Source organism: Rhodococcus sp. HNM0563, from assembly GCF_012726195.1.
Lineage (GTDB): Bacteria > Actinomycetota > Actinomycetes > Mycobacteriales > Mycobacteriaceae > Rhodococcus.
The window spans coordinates 1-25,554 of record NZ_JAASAF010000013.1; the positions used below are offsets into that span (position 1 = coordinate 1).

Sequence of the window (25,554 nt, forward strand, 5' to 3'; positions counted from 1 at the left end):
TGTCCGTGTCGCTCTGACCTGGAATAAGTTACGCGAGGACTCACCGGAACACCAAATCGCCAGGTCAACGGAGTTTTACTGCTCTCAGGGCACCCAATACTTCTCCGCAAGCGCCTGTACTACGGCGTCATCTTCCTCTGCGCGATCGAGCAACATCAGATCGTGGTCCAGGTCCATGGCCCTGGGGTCGTCTCCCTCGGCGTCCCCGACGGGCCGGCCCCCATCCTCGGCACGCTGTCGGAGGATCTTGTCGCGCACTCGCCTCTTCAACGACTCGCTCATGTATCGAGCATGGGCGTCACACCGCAGCTTGTCGAGAGATGCGGAACTCCCCGGAGGCGGATCGCGCACCTAGCGATCGTCGCGGTTACGGAAGACTCGAATCGCCATCGGAAGCACAACTGCCAGCGCACCGAGAATCAGGATGAGGGAGAACAGTTCCATCAGCATGGTGCCCATGATCCACGCAGATCCGGTGGAAGGTCGAGAACGGTGAAGGCCCCGTCCATGTGGACGGGGCCTTCACCTCTGAGCTGCCTGAGAGAATCGAACTCTCGACCTTTTCATTACGAGTGAAATGCTCTACCGACTGAGCTAAGGCAGCGCGCCTTGCGGCGACCGAAGTCTAGCCGAAAACCCCCCGCCCGACGCAAACCGGCAGGAAACTCACCGAAACGCGGCGCTCAGACGAGCCGCCATCGCGGCCAGCGCGAAACGGGGTTTGACGTTCTGCGCGAGCGCTTCACGACAGTCGAGGATCGCTTCGATGCAGTCGAGGAGCCTTTCGGGCTTCGCTCGGGAGGCGAGGTCGCGGGCGCGGTCGGCCATGTCGGGATGGTTGGGCGTCGTCGCAGCGCCCATCGACTGCGCGAGTGCATCCCGGTACAGCCCGGCAAGGTCGATGAGGGCACGGTCCATGATGTCGCGCTCGGTGCGGGTCTTGCGTGACTTCTGGGTGCGTTCGAGTTCCTTGAGTATCCCCGCCGAACCTCGCAGGGCACCGGCAGCTCCTTTACCTGTTCCCCCGGCACCGAGAGCGGTCTTGAGTTCTTCGGTTTCGCGTTCGTCGCGGTCTGCACTGATCTCTTTGGCTTCGGCCTCCGCGCGCCGACCGAGTTCTTCCGCAGACGTATAGGTGGTGGCGGGTCGAAGGACGGCGCCCGCGACATCGAGAGCGCGGGCGCGGTTGTCGCGGGCCGCCGCGTCTGTGGCGAGACGTCGAGCACGACCCACATGACCACCGCTGACCGACGCGGCCCACTGCGCGGCATCCTCAGCGATACCGTCGACGTCGCGGAGGACCTGGGCGATCGAGTGGACGCTCGGAGTGATGAGCCCGACATGCCGGCACCTCGACCGTAAGGTCACCGAGATGTCCTCCGGATCCACCGACGGTGCACACAGTAGGAAGACCGTGCGCTGCGGCGGCTCTTCGACGACCTTGAGCAGCGCGTTCGCAGCGCCTTCGGTGAGGCGATCGGCATCTTCGATGACCACAACCTGCCAACGCCCGGTACTCGGTCGACGCGACGCGACCTGCACGATCTCGCGCATCGCCTTGACACTGATCGTCAGGCCTTCGGGAACCACACGTCGAACATCGCCGTGGGTGCCCGCCATCGTGGTGGTGCATGCGTGACAGCGACCACATCCGGGTGTTGCGTCGTCGGTGCACTGCAGTGCCGCCGCGAAGCACAGGGCTGCAACGGAGCGTCCTGATCCGGGCGGGCCTGTGAACAGCCAGGAGTGCGTCATCGCAGAGCCGGAGACGCCGGTGCGCGCGGCTACCGCCGCACCCACCAGATCGGTCTCGACATCACGTTGACCGACGAGACGATCGAATACTCCGGGCATGTGGCTCAGCGTAGCGATCGGCACCGACGACCTCGGTCAGGGCAGATCAGTCGGTCGGCCCGTCGGCTGCGGTCTTCTTCGCTGCGGCCTTTTTGGCGGGCGCCTTCTTCGCCGCTGCCTTCTTGACTGCGGTCTTCTTCGCTGCGGTCTTCTTGGCGGGCGTCTTCTTCGCCGCCTTCTTGGTCGTCTTCTTCGCCGGCCCGCGGGCACGACGATCCGCCAGCAACTCGGATGCTCGTTCGTCGGTGATCGTGCCGACCTCGTCGCCCTTGCGCAGACTCGCGTTGGTTTCACCGTCGGTGACATACGGACCGAAGCGACCGTCCTTGATCACCATCGGCTTCTCGCTGACCGGATCGACACCGAGTTCACGCAACGGCGGAACTGCCGCTGCCTGACGTCCGCGACGCTTCGGCTCTGCGTAGATCTTCAAGGCTTCGTCGAGAGTGACCGTGAACATCTGTTCCTCGGTCGCCAGCGAACGCGAGTCGGTGCCCTTCTTCAGATACGGACCGTAACGACCGTTCTGCGCGGTGATCTCGTCACCGGATTCCGGATCGACACCGACCACACGCGGTAGCGACAGCAACCGCAGAGCGTCGTCGAGAGTGACGGACGACAACTCCATCGTCTTGAGAAGAGATGCCGTGCGCGGCTTCGGGCCGGTGGCCTTCTTCGCGGCCTTCTTCGCCGGCGCCTTCTTGGCCGCCTTCTTTGCGGCCGTCTTGGTCGCGGTCTTCGTTGCGCCGCCGCTCGTCAGCTCTTCGACCGGTACGGGCGTGACATCGGGTTCCGGCTCCGGATCGGGCTTCGGCTCGGGCAGCAACTCCGTGACGTACGGGCCGAAGCGACCCTCGCGAGCGACGATCTCGTGTCCCGTCGCCGGATCAACACCGAGAACCCGACCCTCTTGCGGGGTGGAGAACAACTTCTCCGCGTATTCGAGGGTCAACTCGTCCGGCGGCAGATCCTCTGGCAGGTTCGCGCGCTGCGAGATCGGATCGGCCTCGGGATTGTCGGGGTCGGCGACCATCCGCTCGAGGTACGGACCGAACCGGCCCACTCGCACGTGGATCTCGCGACCCTCTGCATCATCGAACAGCCGAATCGAGTTGATCTCGCGAGCATCGATGTCTTCGAGGTTCTGCCCGACCAGCTTCTTCAGGCCGCCCTTGCGGGCAACCGAATCCTCGTCGCCGTGCTCGCCACCGAAATAGAACCGCGACAGCCAGGCACTGCGCTGCTCCTGACCCGAGGCGATTTCATCGAGATCGTCCTCCATACCTGCGGTGAAGTCGTAGTCGACGAGCTGACCGAAATGAGCCTCGAGCAGACCGATCACCGCGAACGCCACCCACGAAGGCACCAGCGCGCTGCCACGCTTGTAGACATAGCCGCGATCGAGAATCGTCTTGATGATCGACGCGTAGGTCGACGGACGCCCGATACCCAGCTCTTCGAGAGTCTTGATCAGGCTCGCTTCGGTGAAACGGGCCGGCGGGTTGGTCGAGTGCCCATCCGGGTCCAGCTTCGTCGCGGTGACTGCAGAGCCCTCGCTGAGGTTGGGTAGCCGCGACTCCGCGTCGTCCGACTGACCACCTGCCTCTTCGTCGACGCTTTCGACGTAGGCCTTGAGGAACCCGGCGAACGTGATCGTGCGACCCGACGACGAGAACGTGCACACCTCACCCGTCCCGGCGGTGCCGGTGATGCGGAGCGTGAGGGTGGTGCCTCTGGCGTCGGCCATCTGCGACGCGACCGTACGCTGCCAGATCAGCTCGTACAGCTTGAATTCGTCGGTATCGAGCCGCGCATGCAGTTCGCCCGGAGTCGCGAAGACATCGCCGGCGGGCCTGATCGCTTCGTGCGCTTCCTGGGCGTTCTTGACCTTGCGGGTGTACTGGCGGGGTGTCGCGTGGACATACTCGGCGCCGTACAGCTGGGTGGCCTGCGAACGGGCCGCGGCGATCGCCGACTCGGACAAGGTCGTCGAGTCGGTACGCATGTAGGTGATGTAACCGTTCTCGTACAACCGCTGCGCGATGCGCATCGTGCGTTCGGACGAGAACCGGAGCTTACGGCCGGCTTCCTGCTGCAACGTTGACGTCATGAACGGCGCATAGGGCTTGCGCGTGTACGGCTTGCTCTCGGCCGACGACACCGTCAACGCGACACCGGACAGCGCATCGGCCAGGCGACGGGCATAGGCCTCGTCGAGCACGATGACACCGTCGGTCTTCAGAACGGCGTCGGGGCCGAAGTCGCGACCTGCCGCAACGCGGGAGCCGTCGACGTTGACCAGACGTGCTCCGAACGATCGGGGACTCGCATCTGCACCGGCATCCATGGTTGCCGCGATATCCCAGTATTCGGCAGACTTGAACGCCATGCGCTCACGTTCGCGTCGCACGATGACACGGGTCGCGACCGACTGGACTCGGCCTGCCGAGAGCCGGGGCATGACCTTCTTCCACAGCACCGGGCTGACCTCGTAGCCGTAGAGGCGATCGAGGATGCGACGGGTTTCCTGTGCGTCGACCAGGTCGTTGTCGAGCTCTCGGGTGTTCTCGGCCGCGGCACGGATCGCGGGCTCGGTGATCTCGTGGAAGACCATCCGGCGTACCGGAACCTTGGGCTTGAGGGTCTCGAGGAGGTGCCATGCGATGGCTTCACCCTCGCGGTCGGGGTCTGTCGCGAGGTAGAGCTCGTCCGCATCCTTCAGGAGCGACTTGAGCTCGGTGACCTTGGACTTCTTCTCCGGGCTGACGACGTACAGCGGCTCGAAGTCATGATCGACATCGACACCGAGCCGGGCCCACGACTCGCCCTTGTACTTGGCGGGGACGTCGGCTGCACCGCGGGGTAGGTCGCGTATATGTCCGACGGAGGCTTCGACGACATAGTTGCGCCCCAGGTAGGGGGCGATCTTCTTTGCCTTGGTCGGAGACTCGACGATGACGAGTCGGCGCGTGCCCGACGCGTTGTCCGACGTGCTCTTGTCCCGTGCTGCCACCGTGACGCCTGAACCTTCCCGTTTTGCCGACATGTCCGTCTCTCGAAGACATGTATACCGACCTGTCTCCCCGACTCGGTCACACACAGGGTCGCACACACTCGGTCGATCCCTCGTCACATGTAGTGGTCGAAGTGCTCGTGACGTGGCCAGATCGCGCGGGCTTCGGAGTCGTCGGGTGGTGCTCCGACGCTCTCCGCGAGCCGCGCGATTCGGCGCGGTCCCGACACTCGCAACCCTGGTGGGGCACCATGCGGGCTGATCAAGGTGGGAGCGATTCCGGCCACCATCAGAGCCTCGGAAAGCGACACATACGTGCCGGGCGCATCCGGATCGAGCCCGAGGACGTACCGCTCACCCACCACTTCCATCCGGCCCGCTGCCAGGAACCATGCCCGCAGCGCCCCTGCGCTCGGGACCCATCCGGCCGGAACACGCTTGGATCCGCCGTGCGACCACGCGGTCGCGAGCGGAACGAGATCGGAAACGTCGGCGGTGCACACCCGCGCAGACCCGTCCGGTAACGCGTCGATCGCCGCGGTCAAACCTGTCGCGATGATCTGATCGGTGATCGCGGACGCGCGCCATGGCGCCTCGACCGTCACTGTGATCTGCGCCGAGTCGGCTGTGCGCGTCACGATTCGTCCCTGCGAGGCGAGCAGCCCGCTCAGGTCGGACAATGCCGGCGGTGCGGTATCGGCGCCGAAGAAGGACAGTTGACTCACTGCTACCTCCTTGGGTACTGCCTTTTCCAGTTGTATCGATCCGAGAAAGCCATCGTCCCCCATCGCCGGTGGCGACAGGGGACGAGGGAGTGAGAGCGATCGCTCTCAGAGGCGCTCGACGGAGCGTGCCGAATCAGACGGCGCGCACACCGGTGGCCTGCGGGCCCTTGGTACCCTGCCCGACCTCGAACTCGACGCGCTGGTTCTCCTCGAGGGTACGGAAACCGGAACCCTGGATCTCGGAGTAGTGAACGAACACGTCGGCAGAGCCGTCCTCCGGAGCAATGAAGCCGAAGCCCTTCTCCGCGTTGAACCACTTCACAGTGCCCTGTGCCATGCTTTTCCTTCTCTTTCTAACACCGGATTCGACGAGCCGCTGGGGACAGCGGCCGCCAGGTCCCGATTCCGACCGCTGTACCTTTCGAATCCCCCGTTGGAAGAGCTAAAGCACACCGCTCGCAACCACGATCCTGCGAGCGTGCACTTTCTCAAGTCTACGAACACAGAAGCTGCGACCGCGTGCCAGTCAATCATGTTCCGGGCGGTCACAACAGTAGGTATGGCACAATCGCGCCAAAATTCTGATCTTGTAGGCCGCTCGGTAGCATGACCAGCGGGTAGAAGGCTGATTCCATGCTACGCACCATCGCCTCGACCCGCACCGAATTCGATCCACCGGAGCCGACGCGTGACCAGTCCATCACCTATCCACCACGACACGGGCTCTCCACCCGGTTACGGACAGGCGCTACTCGACCGACTGCTCGCAGGCACACCGTCGAACGAACACCCTCTCACCTACGCAGCCGATCTACCCGCACGGAAGGCGCAACACGTCCGCTGGCCGGATTGGGCCGCCGACTGCGTCGTCGACGCGCTCCGCGAACAAGGAGTGTCGGAGCCCTGGCGCCATCAGATTCACGCCGCCGACCTCGCATCTGCGGGCAGGAACGTCGTGGTGTCGACCGGCACCGCATCGGGCAAATCCGTCGCCTACCAGCTTCCGGTGCTCACCGCGCTCGCGTCGGCCCCTCAGTCCACGGCGCTGTATCTCTCCCCCACGAAAGCACTGGGCGCCGATCAGCTGCGCGCAGTGACGGAACTGACCGGCGGGACGGGTGAACTGTCGACTGTTCACCCGTGCGCGTATGACGGCGACACCTCAACCGAACTACGTCGATGGGCAAGAAGCCATTCTCGGTGGATCTTCACCAACCCCGACATGCTGCACCTGGCGATACTGCCCGGCCATGCGCGCTGGGCTCGACTGCTTCGGCGGCTGCGGTACGTCGTGATCGACGAGTGCCACTCGTACCGCGGAGTCTTCGGGTCGCATGTCGCGCTGGTCATCAGACGGTTGCGCCGGCTCGCGAACCACTACGGCGCCGACCCGGTGTTCATCCTGGCATCCGCTACCACCGCCGACCCCGGAGCCGCCGCCTCACGACTGATCGGGGCGCCGTGCGAGGAGGTCACCGAGGACGGTTCGCCACACGGTCCGCGCACCGTCGCTTTATGGGAACCGCCGCTACTCCGGGACGTCACCGGTGAGCACGGCGCACCCGTTCGCCGCGCTGCCGGCGCCGAGGCGGCCCGGCTTCTCGCCGACCTCGTCGTCGAAGGTGCGCGCACGCTGGCGTTCGTCCGTTCCCGTCATGGTGCAGAGCTCACCGCGATGGGTGCGCGGCGTCTGCTGGCCGAAACTGCGCCCGAACTCGCGGACCGGGTCGCGACCTACCGCGCCGGGTATCTCGCGGAAGATCGTCGCGATCTCGAGGCCGCACTGTCCGATGGTCGGTTACTCGGGGTCGCGAGCACCAACGCTCTCGAACTCGGGGTCGACATTGCGGGCCTCGATGCCGTGGTCGTCGCCGGATTTCCCGGCACCGTCGCGTCGTTCTGGCAGCAGGGCGGTCGGGCCGGGCGCCGCGGACAGGGTTCTCTCGTCGTCCTCGTCGCACGCGACGACCCACTGGATACCTACCTTGTGCATCACCCGCAGGCGCTGCTCGACAGGCCCGTCGAAGCGACCGTGACCGACCCGTCGAATCCGTATGTGCTCGGGCCGCAGCTACTGTGCGCTGCCCTGGAGTTGCCGCTCTCACATGCCGAGGCCGAGGGGTTCGATGCGCAAGAGTTGCTCACGGAACTAGCGGGGCAGGGCCTGATTCGTCGGCGACCCCACGGCTGGTTCGTCACACCGGACACTCATCCGCACGCCGAGGTCGATATCCGCGGCGGCATCGGCCATCCGGTTGCGATCGTCGAAGCCGACACCGGCCGGATGCTCGGCACCGTCGAGGCGGGACGCGCGCCGGCAACCGTCCACCCCGGCGCAGTGCACCTCCATCAGGGTGAGACGTTCGTCGTCGACGAGCTTCAGCTCGACGACGGTGTCGCGCTCGTGCACGCAGAGGATCCGGAGTGGTCGACGTCCGTTCGGGAGGTCACCGACATCCGAGTCGTGGCTGTGGAAGAGGCCCGCACATACGGGCCCGTCACCGTCCAGATGGCCACCGTCGAAGTGACCGGGCAAGTTGTCGCCTATCTCCGGCGTCTCCCCTCCGGGGAGGTGCTCGACCAGATCGAACTGGACATGCCGGCACAGACCCTGCCCACCCGCGCTGTGCTGTACACCGTCACCCCGGAATTGCTCGACCGGATCGGGTTGACACCCGAGCGGATTCCGGGTGCTCTGCACGCCGCCGAGCACGCCGCCATCGGATTGCTACCGCTCGTCGCGACGTGTGATCGCGGCGATATCGGTGGTGTGTCCACCGATCTGCACGCCGACACCGGATTGCCCACCGTGTTCGTCTACGACGGGCATCCGGGTGGGGCAGGTTTTGCCGAACGCGGATTCTCACGGATCACCCAGTGGCTCACCGCCACCCGCGATGCAGTGCAGTCGTGCGAATGCACCGACGGATGCCCGTCGTGCGTGCACTCACCCAAGTGCGGCAACGGCAATGACCCACTCGACAAGGCCGGTGCGACAGCACTGTTGACCGCCGTACTCGAGGCACTCGGCACTCAACCTCCACCGTCCACGTGAGCGGTCGGTTCGTCGCCGAGGGCAGGCCCCGCTCGGGCGATCGCCGATGCGTCCCGGTCGCCGAACATCGGCGAGACCGCAGCGTAGGTCTCCACCACCGCGTCCCACCCGTGGATCCGGCAACTCCGCACACCCACGTCCATGCGGACGGTCACCGTCTCCGCGACCGCACACGCCTCGGTCACTCCCCGATCGAGCGACGATGCGACGGCCAATGCCGCCATGTCTGCCGCGGCCTGCAGCCGGTGCCGAACCACCACAGCCGATCCGACGTGCACAACGGTCGCGGTGATCGCGATGAGTGCGGCTATGATGCAGCACCCGAGGACGCTGGCACTGCCACTCTCCTCGCGCAGATCCACCCGCGTCACGACACCTCCCCCGGTTCACGGACCGCAACGGCGTCGGCCGTCAGGGTCACCATCGGGAGCAGCGGCGCATCGACGCTCACGGTCGCTACGACGAGGTCGTCTTCCACACTCACCTCGATGTGCGCGCCCTGCGGCGCGACCCGGGCGGCCACCTCGACCGCCCGGGCCTCGTCACCGCGCGCCACCAGCCGCGCCGCCTCACGGGCAGCATCCTGACACCGCACCTGCTGCGAAACACACAGCACCGCACCGAGACACAGCGTCAGAACCGTGATGAGTGACGCGATCGCGAGTGCCGCTTCGACGGTCACACCACCCTCGTCCCGCGCAGCGACGCGACGAGCACGAGCCCACCCGGTCACACCGAGGTGTTGAGGGCTCGTTCGACGATGCCCGTCAGCGCCGACACGATTCCGTCGCCGGTGACGACTGTGTACAACACCGCGCCGAATGCCGCCGCGGCAATCGTGCCGATGGCGTATTCGGCCGTCGACATGCCGTCGTCGCCGGCCGCCACCTTCATGACGCGGCGGGCGAACGACCGATCTTCTTCTATGGATTCAGCGAACACGAGATTCCCCTTTCTGTCGACGCGGACGGTCCGCGTCGACGTCACAACAGCCCTGATCCCAGGACGCCCCGAGCCAGGCCGATCACCACCGGCACGATGCCCAGGCACACGAAGGCCGGTAGGAAGCACAGGCCGAGCGGACCGCTCACCAGCACCCCTGCACGTTCGATGGCGCCTGCAGCTTCGTCTTCGGCATCCGAGCGATGCCGCACGGCGAGTTCGGAAACGATGTCGGACAGTGGCGCACCGGATTTCGCCGATCGCCGCGCAGCGCGAGCGAAGTCTTCGAGAAGCAGGTCGCCTTCCGCGGACCACGCGTCTGCCGGGTCGGCGCCGAGCTTCAGACGGTCGGCTCCTCGACGGAGCGCTGCAGCGAGCACAGGCGGCGCAGATTCCGCGACCACACCCGCCGCCGATGCTGCCGGCATCCCCGCTCGCAGGCACGCAGCGAAAAGATCGAATGCGGCGGCGGTCGCATGCGGATCCTGCACGTTTCCGGTCGCGGTGCTCGTCGTCGCGCCGGGCGGTCCGTGCAAAGCCTGCAGCCGTCGCGTTCCAGGGTCCGGCACCGCAATCAGCGCTGCCGCAAGGCACAACGACGGCAGCAACATCGACGCGCTCACCGGCCTACCCTGTCAGCGATGCGGTCGGTCCACAGCAGTCCTGCGCACACGAGCACCGTGCCGAGCACCAGTAGCACTGCGCCGAGACCGCCACCGAGGAGCGTCGTCAGAGGCGACGCTCCCATGAGTTGCCCCAGCGCCACCCCGAGCGCGGGGAGCGCGGCAAGAACCGTTGCGGTGGCGCGAGCACCGGCGAGTCCTGCTGTGGTTCTGGTCCGAATCCGCAGGCGCGCAGCGAGATCGGATCGGGCCGCCGACAGTAGTTCGGCGAGCGCCAGGCCGTGACGATCCGAAACCGACCATGCATCTGCAACCCGGATGAGGCTTTCACCGATTCCGTCGTAAGCAAATTTGGTTGCTGCACCGCGCAGTCCGTCGGAGGCAGATCCCCCCAACCGGGCCCGGGCCGCGGCGACACGCAACGAGTCCGACGTCGGGCCGGTTGTTTCACGCGCGGCCGTATCGCACGCGTCGGCGGGATGCGCACCGACATGGAGTTCCGCGATCACCATGTCCAGGGCGGAGAGCAGGACCCGGCGTTCGGTGTCGAGACACACAGCCCGTTGTCGGCGACGCAACCGGAAGATGATCGTGGCTACTGCGACCGCCACGGCGACGGCAACACCTGCTCCACCCATCAATCCTGCAGCCGACGCGACGACCACCGCGCAGAGCACGCGGTTCGGTCGGCGTAACGCTGCCGATGAAGGGGTGGCGGGCCGTCCGAGTCGCCGGCGCGCATCGGCACCGGAAGAAGCGAGGACGGCGGCAGCCAGGCACAGGAGGGATGCTGTCACTACCGCTCCCTCGACCGCAGGATCCGTTCGAGCAGTTCCGAACCGGGCACAGCACCGTCGGCGTATGTCCACGCGGGCACCACCAGTACCCCCGCTACCGCGTCGCGTTCGAGCACCCCGATCTCGACGAGCCTCCTGGTGCCGTCGGGAGCACGGTGGACATGAAGGATCACCTGCACTGCTGCAGCAAGCTGACTGTGAAGGGCGGCACGATCGAGTCCGCCGAGGGCTGCGAGCGCTTCGAGCCGGGCGGGTACTTCGTCGGGCGAGTTCGCATGGACTGTTCCCGCGCCACCGTCGTGACCAGTGTTCAGCGCTGTCAGTAGATCGACCACCTCGGCGCCTCGCACCTCACCGACGACGATCCGGTCGGGCCGCATCCGCAATGCCTGACGCACGAGGTCGCGCACGGTGACTTCTCCTACGCCTTCGACGTTCGGCGCTCGGGCGACGAGACGAACCACATGAGGGTGATCGGGGACGAGTTCGGCCGCGTCCTCGACGCACACGATTCGCTCCGCGGGATCCACAGCGCCGAGGAGCGCCGCCAAGATCGTTGTTTTTCCTGCCCCCGTTCCCCCGACGACGAGGAAGGCGAGGCGCCCCGCCACGATCCGGCGGAGCAATCGGTGGGCTTCGGGGTGCACTGCCCCACGTTCGACCAACGCATCGAGCCCCTGCGTGGCCGGCCTCAGCACACGCAGCGACAGGCACGTGCCGCCCTGAGCGACGGGCGCAAGGACCGCGTGCAGACGGACGCCGAACTCGCCGTGCCCGGGCAGTCGGCCGTCGACCCACATTTGCGCGTCGTCGAGCCTGCGCCCGGCGAACAATGCGAGACGCTGCGCGAGCCGTCGGACGGCGGCCTCGTCCGGAAAGGTCACCGGCGTGAGGGTCAAGCCCCCACCACAGTCGACCCACACCCGGTCGGGTGCGGTGACCAGCACATCGGTCACGGTGGGGTCTGCAAGCAACGCTTCGAGTGGCCCTGCTCCGGTGAGCTCTGTCTGGAGGTGGCGCAGTGCGACAAGGAGGTCGGTGTCGCCGAGTACGCCGCTCGCCTCGGCACGCAGTGCAGACGCGACCCGTGCGGGCGACAGCTCTCCCGGTTCAGCCGCGAGCCGGTCGCGTACCCGGTCGAGCAGTTCGGCGTCCAGAACATTGTTCATGAGATCCGCCGCGCCCCGGTGTGACCGGACGAGTCGAGGACCTCGAGGGCAGCAACAACGAGCGGCGACCGCCGGCGTAGGGGCAGACCGCCACGTTCGAGTGCCTCTGCGAGTCCTGGCTGAGGACGCATCGCGGCCAGCAGCGGTAGTCCCACGACGGCTGCGACGTCGACGGCGCGCAGACCGCCGGGCGCTGGGCCACGCACCACGACTCCCGCAGTGGCGGCACGGCCGGCGAGCCAGTCGGCTGTCCGTGCGGCAGACAACGCGCTGCTCACCCGCGCCTGGGTGACGAGCACAGTGGTGTCGGCAGCAGCGATCGCGGCCTCGGCTACCTCGTCGAACGTACGGGCTACGTCACAGACCACAGTGGCGCCCGCGCGCCGTACTGCTTCGAGGACCGCGGTGAGTGGGGTCGCGCCGATGCGCTCGGCACCCCGGTCGCCTGCGAGCACGCCCACTCCCGATAGCCATTCGGGTACGGCGTCCCGCAGAGCGCGAGCAGAAACAGTGCCGGAGTCGATGGTCAGTCCGGACCATCGGATGCCTGCGCGTTCTTCGAGGCCCGTGAGGGTATCGAGTCCCGCTCCGAAGGGGTCGGCGTCGACGAGGAGGACGCCGCCGGGGGCGCCCCTGGTGGCAGCCACCCATGCCAGCGCGGCGGAGAAGGTCGAGGCGCCTGCCCCGCCACAACCACCGAGCACTGCGAACACAGTGCCTCCGCCCGCCTCAGGCTCGGCCGCTGCACCGAGAACGGCGAGCAGTTCCACTTCGTCGTCGGGAAGACCCAGAACATGCTCGGCGCCGACCGTGGCTGCAGCCTGCCATTCATCCAGCCCGGGCGTGTCCGGGCAGACCAGCACGATCCCGGATCGGCGGGGCAACGCAGCGGCGCAGACGAGCGCTTCGTCGCGGTCGAGAACGACCACACCCGCGTCCAGCCATGCGCGGCGCTGCGGCGGCGCCGCGGGTTCGGCCAGTTGCCGGTCTGCTGCCGCTGCGACGCGGCGCAGACTCGCCAGCAGAGTCGCGTCGCCGATCAGCGCGAGGACGTCGTTCATGCCGCACAGCGTGCGCCGCCGACGACCGCCGTGGAAGGCCGATTCACCAGTAACGCCGAATCTGTGGATGAATCAGGCGCCTGTGGACAACTCGACGTGATGGGCTGCAACCGGGAACGGTGGGTCATCGGCTCCGAGAGAGAACCGGTCATGACAAAAAAGACGACCCTCGCCAGGGGGGGGAGGAGGCGAGGGCCGTCAGAGTTCAGCCCCGGGGGGTCGGGCTGAACACTGCCTGGATATCCAGACTGACGCGATACTACACCTTCCATACTCGGTGTTTGCAAGTTCAAGCATCCGCGTGACGCGCCACATCCAGGCCCCGAAAGTGGCACCGAGGGCCCTATGGTGGAGAACGTGACAGACGCGACCGCGGATACCGCCGAGTCCGGTCGGATCGCTGCCTTCTTCGATCTCGACAAGACCGTCATCGCCAAATCGAGTATCCTCGCATTCACCCGCCCGTTCTTCGAGCACGGCCTCCTCAACCGCCGCGCGGTACTCGCGAGCAGTTACGCACAACTGCTCTTCGTGCTGTCCACCGTCGACCAGGAGCGCGTCGATCGGATGCGTGAGCACATTGCGCAGATGTGCAAGGGCTGGGACGTGGAACAGATCCGTTCGATCGTGAACGAGACACTCGACGAGATCGTGACGCCGTTGGTGTATGCCGAAGCCAAGGACCTGATCGCGGACCACCTGGCCCGCGGGCACGACGTGGTGATCGTGTCGGCGTCGGGCGAGGAGGTCGTCACGCCGATCGCGCAGGCACTCGGTGCCTCCTACAGCGCCGCAAGCCGGATGCGCATCGTGGACGGGCGCTACGCCGGCGAACTCGAGTTCTACTGCTTCGGCGAGGCGAAGAGCACCGCAATACGTGAGCTTGCAGTGGAACACGGCTACGACCTGACACGTAGTTACGCGTACTCGGATTCGGCGACGGACGTGCCGATGCTGCAGGCCGTCGGCAAGCCTCGCGCGGTCAATCCCGACCGCGCATTGCGGCGAATCGCGAACGAAAATCGATGGCCCATATTGAATTTCACGCGACCGGTGCCCCTGTCGCGACGCGTGCGCCCGTCAGCGAAAGGACTGATCCGACTCGCTGCAGCGGGAGCGTCGGCGGCGTTGATCACCGGTGCCGCAGTCTACCTCGCCGGACGCAGGCACGACCCCCGGCGACACCCCCGACCACTCCGACTCCCGAGCTGAATCTTTCCGAGCCAGGGTCTTGCCGACGCCGAAAGTACGGGGTACAAATGAGTTACGGAAGCACGGGAGGCCAAGAGCGAATCGGAAGAGAAGATTCGATCTCCCGCCCGAGTTTCCCAGCACGGACACCGAGTACCCACGCGGAGCCGATGCCACTATAAGGGCAGAAGCGTTGTGGGCCTGCGAGTTCCGAGTTCTCGAAGGCAAGACCTTCACACCCGTTGTGAAGAGCGAACCGCCGACACCCGGATCATCGCCGAGGCCGTTGACACACAACCCACACCAGCACGCATGGTAACCCGGCAGGTCCGTGCTAGCGGGTGGCGCACCGATCACGATCGGCGAGCCACCCGCTTTTACATCTCGTGGCCGAAAGCCGCAGCGCTGCAGCACGTTCAGAGCAGCGCAGCGCTTCGAACGGGTGCGGCGACTGTCACTTACCGCCGAATGCCTCGGCAATCGACGTTGCTTCGCGAGCGCCGGCCTCGAGCGCACCACAGCAGAAGATGACCCAGCCGCCGACCCCCACTTCCGTGCCCTGAGCGAAGCCCGCGATCCCGTCGCGGTACGCCTGCGCTCGCCGCATCCACGTCACTTCGGGCACCCCGAGGTTGTGGGTGTCGAATCCGGACGCCACACACACCAGCCGCGACGCCGCGCGCGCCACGAGACCGTCGGCCACACCGAAGGGACTCAGTGAACAAAGTTCGCCGTGCACCACGGCGGCGAGGACCGGCGCTGGGACAGAAGTGCCTCCCGTGACCAATTGGGCGAGTGCGTCGAGCCGTTCCGCCACCCCGGGTTCCGGCCGAGGCCTGCCCAGCTGCTCCGGATCGTCCACCAGATCTGCCGCGGCGAGCAGGTGCAGGCGGGCGAGCGCCTGCAACGGAGCACGGCGCCAGGTGGACACTTGGATTGCGAGCGCGTCACCGTCGAGGGACTGCGCGACGCGCAAAGCTCCCGACAGGACCGGATCGCCGGTTTCCCCGGGGGGCGGAAGCTCCGTAGATCCGCCGTCGATCGCTGCCGATGCTCGCGCGGCCCGTACCGAGGCTTCTGCCGCGGTGTTCGGCCAGCCGCGACGGTTCGTGCGGTGACGGTGGACCTCGGCGAGAGCGTCACGCGCGCGGTCTGCCGCGTCACGCACGCCGGGGAGATCGAGGATGGGCTGAAGCGGATCTGTCACGGTCCCGAACGGTACCGGCGTGCGCTTCGAACATCACCCACGGCCCATCACCGGACACACCGAGACGCCACTCGTCGCGACCGCCGACCGCCCGTCGCTCGACAGCGACCGATCAGCGCATGTGAGCAGGTTGCAGCGTCGTGCAACGATGCGATTCGTGTCACAGGTGACTACGCTCACTGACGTCCGAACTGTTTTGCCACGACCCGGAAAGAGGCCACCGCACCATGACGAGCGCAGCCCAGGACCACGATCAGCAGGTGTTCCCGCCGAGTGCAGAGTTCGCCGCCACCGCCAACGCAGGTCCCGAGTTGCAGGCCGCTGCCGACGCCGACCGCCTGGCGTTCTGGGACACCCAGGCCCAACGGCTCGACTGGGCCACACCCTGGACGCAGGTGCTCGACTGGTCCGATGCTCCCGTCGCGAAATGGTTCGTCGAAGGCTCCCTCAACGTCGCCTACAACTGCGTCGACCGCCACGTCGAAGCCGGCAACGGCGACCGCGTCGCGATCCACTTCGAGGGCGAACCCGGCGACTCGCGCTCACTGACCTACAACGACCTGCTCGCCGAGGTCTCGAAGGCCGCGAACACGTTCACCGACCTCGGTCTGACCACCGGCGATCGCGTCGCGATCTACATGCCGATGATCCCCGAAGCGATCATCACGATGCTCGCCTGCGCCCGCCTCGGACTGACCCACTCCGTCGTCTTCGCCGGCTTCTCCGCCACCGCACTGCGCTCACGCATCGACGACGCCGAAGCCAAACTTCTCGTCACGGTCGACGGGCAATGGCGCCGCGGCCAGGCCGCTCCACTCAAGACCGCCGCCGACGAAGCCGTCGACGGAGCCGCGTCGATCCAGAACGTACTCGTGGTCAAGCGCACCGGGATCGACGTCGAGTGGACCGACGGCCGCGACCTCTGGTGGCACGAAACGGTCGAGAAGGCCTCCCCCGAACACACGCCCGAGGCGTTCGACGCCGAACACCCCCTGTTCATCCTCTACACCTCCGGCACCACCGGGAAACCCAAGGGCATCGTCCACACCTCCGGCGGTTACCTCACCCAAGCGGCCTACACCCACCATTACGTGTTCGACCACAAGCCGGGCACGGACGTCTACTGGTGCACCGCCGACATCGGCTGGGTCACCGGACACTCCTACATCGTGTACGGGCCGCTGGCCAACGGCGCCACTCAGGTCGTCTACGAAGGCACCCCCAACTCCCCGAACGAGCACCGGCACTTCGAGATCATCGAGAAGTACGGCGTCTCGATCTACTACACCGCACCCACGCTGATCCGCACGTTCATGAAGTGGGGCCGCGAGATCCCCGACGCCCACGATTTGTCGTCGATCCGGCTGCTCGGCTCGGTCGGCGAGCCGATCAACCCGGAGGCGTGGCGCTGGTACCGCGAGGTCATCGGCGCAGGCAAGAGCCCGATCGTCGACACCTGGTGGCAGACCGAAACCGGTGCGATCATGATCTCCCCGTTGCCCGGTATCACCGCCACCAAGCCCGGCTCGGCGATGGCTCCGCTGCCCGGAATCTCCGCGAAGATCGTCGACGACGAAGCCCACCCGCTCGGTGCGGGCGGCAACGGCTACCTGGTGCTCGATCAGCCGTGGCCGGCGATGCTCCGCGGCATCTGGGGCGACCCGCTGCGCTACCGCGAAACCTACTGGTCCCGGTACGAGGAGCAGGGCTGGTACTTCGCCGGCGACGGCGCCAAGTACGACGAAGACGGCGCCCTGTGGGTACTCGGACGTGTCGACGACGTCATGAACGTCTCCGGGCACCGCATCTCCACGTCCGAAGTCGAATCCGCTCTGGTCAGCCACTCCGCTGTCGCGGAAGCCGCCGTCGTCGGCGCAGCCGACGACACCACCGGTCAGGGCATCGTCGCGTACGTGATCCTGCTCGAGCACGTCGAGAACACCGGCGATGCGCTCATCAAGGAACTGCGCGATCACGTCGCCGTCGAGATCTCCCCGATCGCGAAGCCGCGGCAGATCACCGTCGTGCCCGAACTGCCCAAGACCCGTTCCGGCAAGATCATGCGACGCCTGCTCCGCGACGTCGCCGAGGGTCGTGAACTCGGCGACACCTCGACGCTGGTCGACCCGAAGGTCTTCGACGCGATCCGTAACAAGTAGTCCGATAGAAGTAGTCCGATCCACGCTGCGCCTTCCCGGCATCCGTCCCGGGAGGGCGCAGCGTCATCAGGAGCGCAAAGAATCCGCGGAAATCACAAAAGCCACCGCCTTGCTGTGCCACTCGTCGCCCCCTCACTGGGATCGGCGCTACTGTTACGGCGTGGGTGAGCCCACCGCAAGCAGAACGAACCAACCGAAGGGGTCGACTAGTGAGCGTCACGAACGGGAACCGGCCGGGAGACGGGGCGCCGAGCAGCATCTCGGGCATTCCGCTGACGGAGGTACACACCCCGACCTCGCGGGACGCAAGCATCGGCGAACTCGTCCGTGACGCGACCGCGCAGGTGTCCACACTGTTCCGTGCCGAGGTCGAGCTCGCGAAGGCGGAGGTCACCGGCGAGGTCAAGAAGGGTCTGCAGGGCAGTCTGTTCTTCATCCTCGCCCTTGCCGTTCTCATTTTCAGCTCGTTCTTCTTCTTTTTCTTCCTCGCCGAACTGCTCGATGTCTGGGTTGCCCGCTGGCTCGCCTTCCTGATCGTCTTCCTACTGATGGTGGTCGTGACAGCGATCTTCGCGCTCATCGGTTACCTGAGGGTGCGCAAGCTACGGGCGCCGAGCAAGACCATCGACTCACTCAAGCAGGCGAAGACGGTTCTGCCGATGTCCGGCGACGATGCCGAGGCGCAACGCCCGCACTACACAGCTCGTTGACGCAGCTCGAACGATCATCCACTTTGACCCCGCCCGATCCGTCCACGGTCCGTTACGACGGGCCGTGGACCCACCGCGACATCCACGCCAACGGCATCCGACTCCACGCAGTCGAAGCCCATGGCGCGCCGGCGGGCGCGCCGCTGGTGGTATTCATCCACGGTTTCGGTGATCTGTGGTGGTCGTGGCGCAATCAGCTCACCTCGGTCGCCGAGGCCGGCTACCGCGCGGTCGCAATCGATCTGCGTGGCTACGGCGACACCGACAAACCGCCCCGCGGCTACGACGGCTGGACCCTCGCCGGCGACGTCGCAGGACTGATCCGCGCGTTGGGACATACCGAAGCGGTTCTCGTCGGCCACGCCGACGGGGGTCTGGTGTGCTGGGCCACAGCCGTTCTGCACCCCCAGCTCGTCCGCGCGATCACGGTCGTGGACTCCCCGCACCCGATTTCGCTTCGCGATGCTGCCATTCTGGACCGCGCGCAGCGCAAGTCCCTGTTGCCCCGATTCCTCGCTCATCAGCTGCCGTGGCGACCCGAACGGCTTCTCGTGCGCGACAAGGGCGCCGAGATCGAACGACTGGTCCGCCTCCGTTCAGGCAGCGACTGGCAGCGCAGCGCGGAATTCCCTGCCGTCATCGACCGCCTGCGCTCAGCGGTGCAGATCCCCGGAGTCGCGCACTGCAGCCTCGAGTACCAGCGGTGGGCATTCCGTAGTCAGTGGCGGCCCGACGGTCGCCGGTTCATGAAGGCCATGGACGTCACGTTGACCCTCCCCGTTCTGCAGGTGCACGGTGCGCTCGATCCGTATGTGGTGCCCGCGACCTTGCGGCGCTGCGTGCGACACGCGCCGGGGCGCATCATGAAGTTCATCGACGGCGCAGGGCACTATCCTCACCAGGAGAAGGCCGACGACGTCACGGCCGACCTCCTGGACTTCATCCGCGCCCTCTGACCGCGTCAGACGATGCACGCCCCGGTTTCGACGGCGGCGACCATCGAATCGGCTATTGCGAGCTGACGGCTCACCTCGGATGCTGTGAGCGCGAAACCGGTGTCGGTATCGTCGACGGCCGCACCGAACACCATGCCCAGGATCTGTCCTTGCGGGTCGACGAGCGGCCCACCGGAATTCCCCTGCTGGATGAGCCCGCGCAGGGTGTAGACCTCACGCTCGACAGTGCCGCTGCGGTAGATGTCCGGTCCCTGCAGGTCCAGGGTCTCTCGGATGCGGGCCGCGCTGGCGGTGTACGGGCCACCACCCGGGTACCCGAGGACGATGGCGTCGTCGCCCGATTCTGCTGGGGTGGCGGAGAACGGAAGCGGAGCCGCGGTCAGGCCGGGAACCGCGAGGATCGCCACGTCCACCGCGGGGTCGAACAATACGACCTCCGCGTCGAGTGCACGCCCGTTGCTCTCCACGGTCACCGCCGCGGTCCCCGCCACGACATGAGCATTCGTCATCACGCGTTCGGGCGCGACCACGAAGCCCGATCCTTCGAGCGCTTTCTGGCAACTCGGAGCGACGCCGTTGATGCGCAGCACGCTCGTTTGCAGCTGTGCGGGGATCGGCCCGTCGAGCAACGTGCCGTCAGGAACGGCGACCTCTGCGATCGGTGTTCGACCGAACGGCCCGATCACCTCGGGGAGGCCCGAGGTGTCGAGAAGTGCCGAGAACTCGTTGGGGATCGCCCGCATCCAGTCGGTGGCGAGGTTGTCGACGGTGCCGAGCACCTTCGATCCACGCACCGCAGCGGAAATCTGTGGTTGCGTCGCGGAGGTCAACGGGACGGCCAGCAGCCAAGCGGCGATCAGGACCGCGACGGATTGGAGTCCCGCGCCGATCACGCTGTCGACCGCACGGGCGCTGGGACTGTGCATGCTGCTGCGCGCGGCACGGCCGAGCACCATGCCCGCAACCTCCCCGACCACCACCAGCACGATGATCAGCACGATCCCGGCGAGGATCCGTAACCGCCCCTCGTCGACGTGGACGAGAACGTGAGGTGCGATGAGAATGCCGGCCACCGCCCCAAGCAGCACACCCAGGAACGCCAGCGCCGAGGCGACCGCTCCCTGCCGAAGGCCGGACGACGCCGCGATGATCACGACGAGGACGATCACCAGGTCGATCCAGTTCGATCCGGTCATGCGTCGATCACCCCCGATTCGAGTTCTGCTTGCACTACCGCCAGGTCACGAACGTCTCGGTGATCCCATTCGATCTCCCATCCCGACACCGTGAACAGGCCGGCGAGCACCCCCGCTGTGAATCCCCAGACGAGCATGCCGTCGACCTGGAACGCCGGGCCTCGATACCCCATTCGGTGGGAGACCTGGAATCGGTTCTCCGGATCGAGCAGGTCCCGGACAGGTACACGCACGACACGAGCCGCCTCGGCCGGGTCGACCACCCCGACCGGGCTGGGCTTCTCCCAGTACGCGACGACCGGGGTGACGTCGAACCCCGACGGCGGAATGAACAGTTCGGGCAGCACCGCCAGCGGTCGCACCCCGTCCGGGTCGAGCCCGGTCTCCTCCTGCGCTTCGCGCAGAGCGGTTGCGATCGGACCGTCGTCCTCGGGGTCGGCAGCACCGCCGGGAAAGGCGACCTGCCCGCTGTGCTGGCGCATGGTGGCGGCGCGCTGGGTGAGCAATAGCTCTGCGTCTGCAGGCAGACCTCCTCGAACGAGGGGGTCGGGCTCGGGCGAGCCGCCGAACAGGACGAGCACGGACGCCTGGCGGGTGGTCATCCCATGTGGAGCTCCGCGAGTCAGCACAGGATTGAGTCCGTGCGGATCGGTGGGCTCACGAGTGGCTACACCCCGCAGCCAATACGGTGTCATGCGACAACCCCCAGATGTGTCTCTACGACCTCGGCCACCTCGTCGGCACTGCGAAACGGCTGCGGGAGCACCTTGGCAATCGAACCGTCGGCGCGCACGAGCACCGTGACAGGTAGGACTGCCGGCGCGGACACCGCAGCCTGCACGCGTCCTGAACCGTCCTGCACTCCGGGCAGGCGAACGTCGTATCGCGCGAACCGCTCCAGCGCGTTGCTCTCGTTGGGATCGGTATGCACGGTCACCACCGAGACTGCGTCGCCCGCGCGTAGCGCGAACTCCTCGAGTACGGGGAGTTCTTCGGCGCAGGGAGCGCACCACCACGCCCAGAGATTGACGACGGCGGGACGACCGGCAAGTCCGGCGGCAAGGTCGACGGAGCTACCGTCGCCCACGCACTCGAACACCAGCCCGGCGAGTGGTCCGGCCGGAGGTGCGCCGGTCGGTGCCGGACACGGCGGCAGATCCGCTGCGGCGCGAAGTGGGTCCAGCGCTTGTGCGTCGTCCTGGGGCCTGCGGTCGACGGGTGCCGCAGAAGTACCCGGGCCGTCGGTGGGGGCCGGCGCCGGGGCGTCGCTGTCGCGGGGCCAGATGGCGACGATCAGCGCGATCACTACGGCCAGTGCTGCCAGGCTCCAGCGGCCTGCGCTCGAAGGACGCACCGCCGTCACATCCCGGCGAGCTCGAGCAGATGCTCGGTCTCCGGTCCCTTCACGAGCCTCGCGGCGAGGCTCGGGTCGGTGGGCCCGATCCCATAGGAAGGGCAGTCCTTCGCGAGCACGCACACCCCGCACGCCGGTTTACGCGCGTGGCAGACCCGCCGGCCATGGAAGATCACCCGGTGGGACAACAGCGTCCATTCCTTGCGCTCGATGAGCTCACCGACCGCGTGCTCGACCTTCACGGGGTCGGTTTCGTCGGTCCATTTCCACCGGTTCACGAGCCGACCGAAGTGGGTGTCGACAGTGATTCCCGGCACATCGAAGGCGTTGCCGAGGACCACATTCGCTGTCTTCCGGCCAATGCCCGGGAGTGTCACGAGGTCTTTCATCCGGCGCGGAACATCGCCGTCGAAGCGCTCGAGCAACGCCTGCCCGAGGCCGATGAGCGAATTGGCCTTGTTGCGATAGAAGCCGGTGGAACGGATGTACTCCTCGAGTTCCGTGCGGTCGGCTTCCGCGTACGCGCGAGCGTCGGGGTAACGGGCGAAGAGCGCAGGCGTGACCTGGTTGACTCGCACATCCGTGCACTGTGCAGACAGAATCGTCGCGACTGCGAGCTCGAGCGGAGTCGTGAAATCGAGTTCGCAATAGACGTGCGGGAAGGCATCGGCGAGGCGGCGGTTCATCCGCCGCGCGCGCCGCACCAAACCGAGGCGAGACTCGGGTCCTCGGGCCCGACGTGGCCTGCGCGAGCTCCGTTCGGCGGAGCGAACAGGGCTCGTATCGAGGCTCTCGGACGGGGTCGGTTGCACCTGGACCACTGTACGTAAGACGCCGGGCTCGATACGGGGGCCGTGTCTGTTCTGAGATCTTGCCCGTGTTTACTTCCCGTCATGCAAGCTCTTGCTGTCGTACTTCTCCCGGTGCTGCTCATGCTGTTTGCACTCGCCATGGAACGAGTCGAATCACGATTGAGTCGATTGTCCGTTCGTCAGCAGGAGGTCGAGGAGTTCCTCGACCAGGCAGACCACGACGACGTCGACGCCCTCGCCCGCGAGGGATTTCCCGGAGCATTGGCCCGGTTCAACCGCCGTAGGCGCCGCAGCGGCACCTCCGATTCCGTCGACGCTCCGGATCTCCTGGACGCGAGCCGCGCGAGCTGAGGAAGGTACCGGCCGGTAGTATTCGTGAGCGGGATCCGACATACCGAGACGGATTCCGTGGTGTCGGTCACTCACACATGCGACAGGCACAGTAGACTTGGCGTCCGTACGCCGCCATGGTGGCCCTCGCCGGGATGCCGTGGACGTGCACCTGACAGTGAAGTACAACGAGAATCATCCCAAAAGGAGCGCACGTGGACGAGGTCCTGGCCAGAGCAGGCATCTTCCAAGGAGTCGAGCCCTCTGCGGTTGCGGCGCTGGTCAAGGAGCTGCAACCGGTCGATTTCCCGCGCGGCCACGTCATCTTCAACGAGGGCGAACCGGGCGACCGCCTTTACATCATCGTCTCCGGCAAGATCAAGCTCGGACGGCGCTCGCCGGACGGCCGCGAGAATCTGCTGACGATCATGGGTCCCTCCGACATGTTCGGTGAGCTTTCCATCTTCGACCCGGGCCCGCGCACGTCCACCGCGACCACCGTCACCGAGGTGCGCGCGGTGAGCATGGACCGCGAGGCGCTCAAGGCGTGGATCGACCAGCGACCCGAGATCGCCGAGCAGCTCCTGCGCGTGCTCGCCCGCCGTCTGCGGCGCACCAACAACAGCCTCGCCGACCTGATCTTCACCGACGTTCCCGGTCGTGTCGCCAAGGCGCTGCTGCAGCTCGCTCAGCGTTTCGGCACCCAGGAGGCGGGTGCTCTCCGCGTGACCCACGACCTGACGCAGGAAGAGATCGCACAGCTGGTGGGCGCATCCCGCGAGACGGTCAACAAGGCGCTCGCCGACTTCGCCCATCGCGGTTGGCTGCGCCTCGAAGGCAAGAGCGTGCTGATCTCGGATTCCGAGCGACTCGCGCGTCGCGCCCGCTGAGGGCCATCTGCGCGGCACCCTGAACAGGTGAGGCCGGGACACCCTCGGGTGTCCCGGCCTCACTCGTTCGTTTCCTGTGCTCGCGATCTAGCTGCGCAGGTACGCCAGCTGCACGTTCACCGATTTCTCGGCCGCGTCCCACAGGGACTCGTCCACATCGGCATACACGTGTTCGACCACCTGGCGGGCCGAAGCTTCTCGGCCGAGGGTTCGCAGCGCGCCCCGAACCTGATCGAGCCGCTCTTCCCGGTGTGCGAGGTATCCGCGAGCGATGGTTTCGAGGTCGGGCAGTTCCGCACCGTGCCCGGGTAGCACCGTGTACCCCTGACCGAGTGCGATGTACGACCGCAACGAACCCAGATAGTCGCCGAGGTCGCCGTCCGTGTCGTCGAGCACGGTGGTTCCCCGCCCGAGGATCGTGTCGGCGGTGAGGACACTGCGATCGTCCTCGAGAACGAACGACAGCGAATCCGCGGTGTGGCCCGGTGTGGCGAGGACCCGGACACGGAGCCCGGCAGCTTCGAGCACATCGCCGTCGGACAGCTCGGTACCACCGCCGTGCCGATGTTCGGGTGTGACGGCGTGAACCGGGCTTCCGGTGAGCTCCGCGAAACGCTCACCACCTTCGGTGTGATCGAAATGGCGATGGCTGATGAGCGTCATCGCAACCGGAACCTGCGCGACGCGGGTGAGATGCGCCTCGTCGAGCGGTCCCGGATCGATCACAATGCACTCGTCGCTGTCCGGGGCACGCAGGATCCACGTGTTGGTGCCCTCCAGGGACATCACCGACGGATTCTCGGCAAGCAGCACCGCCGCGTTCTCGGTCACTTGCCGTAGTTGCCCGTAGGCGGGATGAACGAGTGCCATGATCAGCGCACCTCCACCATCAGCTCCACCTCGACGGACGCAGCGAGCGGAAGTTCCGCGACGCCGACTGCGGATCTCGCGTGAGCTCCGGACTCGCCGAAGATCTCGCCCAGTAGTTCCGAGGCCCCGTTGACGACACCGGGTTGTCCGGTGAATCCGTCTGCCGACGCCACGAACCCGACTACCTTGACGATGCGCACAACATTGTCGATCCCTACGAGGGCATCGACTGCGGCGAGCGCGTTGAGTGCGCAAATGCGGGCAGCGGTCTTCGCGTCGTCTGCAGACACGTCGGAGCCGACCTTGCCGACGTACGCCAAGGTTCCGTCGACCATCGGAAGCTGACCCGAGGTGTAGACGGTGTTCCCGCTGCGCAGGGCGGGAACGTATGCGGCGACCGGTTTCGCCACCGGCGGCAGGGTGATCCCGAGTTCGGCCAGACGTGCTGTCCAGGTTGCGGCCATGGGGTCAGCTCTTGGGGCGCTTGAGGTACGCGACGTGCTGTTCGCCGGTGGGTCCTTGCAGGACCGTCACCAGTTCCCACCCGTCAGCACCCCACGTGTCGAGGATCTGCTTGGTCGCGTGCGTGAGCAGGGGCACGGTTGCGTACTCCCACGTAGTCAATTCACTCATGACCTGA

At 66.5% G+C, this 25,554-nt stretch carries 27 protein-coding genes and 1 tRNA gene; 7 read left to right on the forward strand and 21 right to left on the reverse strand.

Annotated features, from left to right (window positions below):
* Positions 1–84 precede the first annotated feature (84 nt).
* The 6 genes from HCA61_RS23615 to HCA61_RS23640 form a co-directional block, all read right to left on the reverse strand.
* A complete protein-coding gene (locus HCA61_RS23615; RefSeq protein ID WP_169690635.1) occupies positions 85–282 on the reverse strand; it encodes a hypothetical protein in 198 nt (65 codons plus the stop codon).
* Between the two features lie 249 nt (positions 283–531).
* Positions 532–604: transfer RNA gene (locus tag HCA61_RS23620), tRNA-Thr, on the reverse strand.
* Positions 605–666: 62 nt separating this feature from the next.
* Positions 667–1,854, reverse strand: a complete 1,188-nt coding sequence (locus HCA61_RS23625) for a DNA polymerase III subunit delta' (RefSeq protein ID WP_169690636.1) — start codon at positions 1,852–1,854, stop codon at positions 667–669.
* 46 nt (positions 1,855–1,900) lie between these two features.
* Positions 1,901–4,867: a type I DNA topoisomerase gene (topA, locus tag HCA61_RS23630; RefSeq protein ID WP_169690637.1), complete on the reverse strand. Its 2,967-nt coding sequence runs from the start codon at positions 4,865–4,867 to the stop codon at positions 1,901–1,903.
* Between the two features lie 116 nt (positions 4,868–4,983).
* On the reverse strand, positions 4,984–5,592 hold the full coding sequence (locus tag HCA61_RS23635; protein WP_169690638.1) for a hypothetical protein: 609 nt from the start codon (positions 5,590–5,592) through the stop codon (positions 4,984–4,986).
* 133 nt (positions 5,593–5,725) lie between these two features.
* Positions 5,726–5,929, reverse strand: a complete 204-nt coding sequence (locus HCA61_RS23640) for a cold-shock protein (RefSeq protein WP_005248460.1) — start codon at positions 5,927–5,929, stop codon at positions 5,726–5,728.
* A gap of 351 nt (positions 5,930–6,280) precedes the next feature.
* Between HCA61_RS23640 and HCA61_RS23645 the strand changes: the two genes are divergently transcribed.
* Positions 6,281–8,647, forward strand: coding sequence for a DEAD/DEAH box helicase (locus HCA61_RS23645; protein ID WP_169690639.1), 2,367 nt, complete (start codon positions 6,281–6,283; stop codon positions 8,645–8,647).
* Here the strand turns inward: HCA61_RS23645 and HCA61_RS23650 are convergent.
* The 7 genes from HCA61_RS23650 to ssd form a co-directional block, all read right to left on the reverse strand.
* Positions 8,626–9,009: an Rv3654c family TadE-like protein gene (locus HCA61_RS23650; RefSeq protein ID WP_169690767.1), complete on the reverse strand. Its 384-nt coding sequence runs from the start codon at positions 9,007–9,009 to the stop codon at positions 8,626–8,628. The genes HCA61_RS23645 and HCA61_RS23650 overlap by 22 nt on opposite strands.
* 5 nt (positions 9,010–9,014) lie before the next feature.
* The gene (locus HCA61_RS23655; RefSeq protein WP_169690640.1) at positions 9,015–9,329 is read right to left on the reverse strand and encodes a TadE family type IV pilus minor pilin; all 315 of its coding nucleotides are present in this window, start codon (positions 9,327–9,329) and stop codon (positions 9,015–9,017) included.
* 47 nt (positions 9,330–9,376) lie between these two features.
* Complete coding sequence (locus HCA61_RS23660; protein ID WP_169690768.1) at positions 9,377–9,541, reverse strand: DUF4244 domain-containing protein; 165 nt, start codon at positions 9,539–9,541, stop codon at positions 9,377–9,379.
* Positions 9,542–9,630: 89 nt separating this feature from the next.
* Entirely contained in the window at positions 9,631–10,200 is a 570-nt protein-coding gene (locus HCA61_RS23665; RefSeq protein WP_169690769.1) for a type II secretion system F family protein, read from the reverse strand.
* 8 nt (positions 10,201–10,208) lie between these two features.
* Complete coding sequence (locus HCA61_RS23670; RefSeq protein ID WP_169690641.1) at positions 10,209–11,009, reverse strand: type II secretion system F family protein; 801 nt, start codon at positions 11,007–11,009, stop codon at positions 10,209–10,211.
* Positions 11,009–12,178, reverse strand: a complete 1,170-nt coding sequence (locus tag HCA61_RS23675; RefSeq protein WP_169690642.1) for a TadA family conjugal transfer-associated ATPase — start codon at positions 12,176–12,178, stop codon at positions 11,009–11,011. The genes HCA61_RS23670 and HCA61_RS23675 overlap by 1 nt, the downstream gene beginning before the upstream one ends.
* Positions 12,175–13,239 carry a septum site-determining protein Ssd gene (gene ssd, locus HCA61_RS23680; RefSeq protein ID WP_169690643.1) on the reverse strand — a complete coding sequence of 355 codons (1,065 nt, stop codon included), beginning with the start codon at positions 13,237–13,239 and terminating at the stop codon, positions 12,175–12,177. Before ssd ends, HCA61_RS23675 begins: the two co-directional genes overlap by 4 nt.
* Positions 13,240–13,596: 357 nt before the next feature.
* On the opposite strand from ssd, the gene HCA61_RS23685 reads away from it, so the two are divergent.
* Complete coding sequence (locus HCA61_RS23685) at positions 13,597–14,451, forward strand: HAD-IB family hydrolase (RefSeq protein WP_169690644.1); 855 nt, start codon at positions 13,597–13,599, stop codon at positions 14,449–14,451.
* Positions 14,452–14,884: 433 nt separating this feature from the next.
* On the opposite strand, the gene HCA61_RS23690 is transcribed toward HCA61_RS23685, so the two are convergent.
* The gene (locus tag HCA61_RS23690) at positions 14,885–15,637 is read right to left on the reverse strand and encodes an oxidoreductase (RefSeq protein ID WP_169690645.1); all 753 of its coding nucleotides are present in this window, start codon (positions 15,635–15,637) and stop codon (positions 14,885–14,887) included.
* A 227-nt stretch (positions 15,638–15,864) separates the two neighbouring features.
* On the opposite strand from HCA61_RS23690, the gene acs reads away from it, so the two are divergent.
* The 3 genes from acs to HCA61_RS23705 all read left to right on the forward strand — a co-directional run bounded on the left by acs (position 15,865) and on the right by HCA61_RS23705 (position 19,462).
* Positions 15,865–17,796, forward strand: a complete 1,932-nt coding sequence (gene acs, locus HCA61_RS23695; RefSeq protein ID WP_169690646.1) for an acetate--CoA ligase — start codon at positions 15,865–15,867, stop codon at positions 17,794–17,796.
* A 209-nt stretch (positions 17,797–18,005) separates the two neighbouring features.
* Entirely contained in the window at positions 18,006–18,506 is a 501-nt protein-coding gene (locus tag HCA61_RS23700) for a phage holin family protein (RefSeq protein WP_169690647.1), read from the forward strand.
* Positions 18,507–18,529: 23 nt separating this feature from the next.
* On the forward strand, positions 18,530–19,462 hold the full coding sequence (locus HCA61_RS23705) for an alpha/beta hydrolase (protein WP_169690648.1): 933 nt from the start codon (positions 18,530–18,532) through the stop codon (positions 19,460–19,462).
* A gap of 5 nt (positions 19,463–19,467) precedes the next feature.
* Here HCA61_RS23705 and HCA61_RS23710 read toward each other — a convergent pair whose 3' ends face one another.
* Genes HCA61_RS23710 through nth form a run of 4 tightly spaced genes read right to left on the reverse strand, consistent with a single transcriptional unit; the run spans position 19,468 to position 22,698 of the window.
* Entirely contained in the window at positions 19,468–20,658 is a 1,191-nt protein-coding gene (locus HCA61_RS23710) for a MarP family serine protease (protein WP_169690649.1), read from the reverse strand.
* Positions 20,655–21,353 carry a CoA pyrophosphatase gene (locus tag HCA61_RS23715; protein ID WP_169690650.1) on the reverse strand — a complete coding sequence of 233 codons (699 nt, stop codon included), beginning with the start codon at positions 21,351–21,353 and terminating at the stop codon, positions 20,655–20,657. Before HCA61_RS23715 ends, HCA61_RS23710 begins: the two co-directional genes overlap by 4 nt.
* The gene (locus tag HCA61_RS23720; RefSeq protein WP_169690651.1) at positions 21,350–22,012 is read right to left on the reverse strand and encodes a TlpA disulfide reductase family protein; all 663 of its coding nucleotides are present in this window, start codon (positions 22,010–22,012) and stop codon (positions 21,350–21,352) included. The genes HCA61_RS23715 and HCA61_RS23720 overlap by 4 nt, the downstream gene beginning before the upstream one ends.
* Positions 22,013–22,017: 5 nt before the next feature.
* Positions 22,018–22,698, reverse strand: coding sequence for an endonuclease III (gene nth / locus HCA61_RS23725; RefSeq protein ID WP_206040517.1), 681 nt, complete (start codon positions 22,696–22,698; stop codon positions 22,018–22,020).
* 207 nt (positions 22,699–22,905) lie between these two features.
* Here nth and HCA61_RS23730 point away from each other — a divergent pair, with 207 nt between their 5' ends.
* Together HCA61_RS23730 and HCA61_RS23735 are read left to right on the forward strand one after the other, a co-directional pair.
* Positions 22,906–23,175: a hypothetical protein gene (locus HCA61_RS23730; RefSeq protein ID WP_169690653.1), complete on the forward strand. Its 270-nt coding sequence runs from the start codon at positions 22,906–22,908 to the stop codon at positions 23,173–23,175.
* A 194-nt stretch (positions 23,176–23,369) separates the two neighbouring features.
* Positions 23,370–24,044, forward strand: coding sequence for a Crp/Fnr family transcriptional regulator (locus HCA61_RS23735; protein ID WP_054805733.1), 675 nt, complete (start codon positions 23,370–23,372; stop codon positions 24,042–24,044).
* Between the two features lie 87 nt (positions 24,045–24,131).
* On the opposite strand, the gene HCA61_RS23740 is transcribed toward HCA61_RS23735, so the two are convergent.
* The 3 genes from HCA61_RS23740 to HCA61_RS23750 are packed head-to-tail and all read right to left on the reverse strand — an operon-like array spanning position 24,132 to position 25,547.
* Positions 24,132–24,914 carry an MBL fold metallo-hydrolase gene (locus HCA61_RS23740; RefSeq protein ID WP_169690654.1) on the reverse strand — a complete coding sequence of 261 codons (783 nt, stop codon included), beginning with the start codon at positions 24,912–24,914 and terminating at the stop codon, positions 24,132–24,134.
* A gap of 2 nt (positions 24,915–24,916) precedes the next feature.
* On the reverse strand, positions 24,917–25,378 hold the full coding sequence (locus tag HCA61_RS23745) for a RidA family protein (protein ID WP_169690655.1): 462 nt from the start codon (positions 25,376–25,378) through the stop codon (positions 24,917–24,919).
* 4 nt (positions 25,379–25,382) lie between these two features.
* On the reverse strand, positions 25,383–25,547 hold the full coding sequence (locus HCA61_RS23750; RefSeq protein WP_169690656.1) for a DUF4177 domain-containing protein: 165 nt from the start codon (positions 25,545–25,547) through the stop codon (positions 25,383–25,385).
* Positions 25,548–25,554 lie beyond the last annotated feature (7 nt).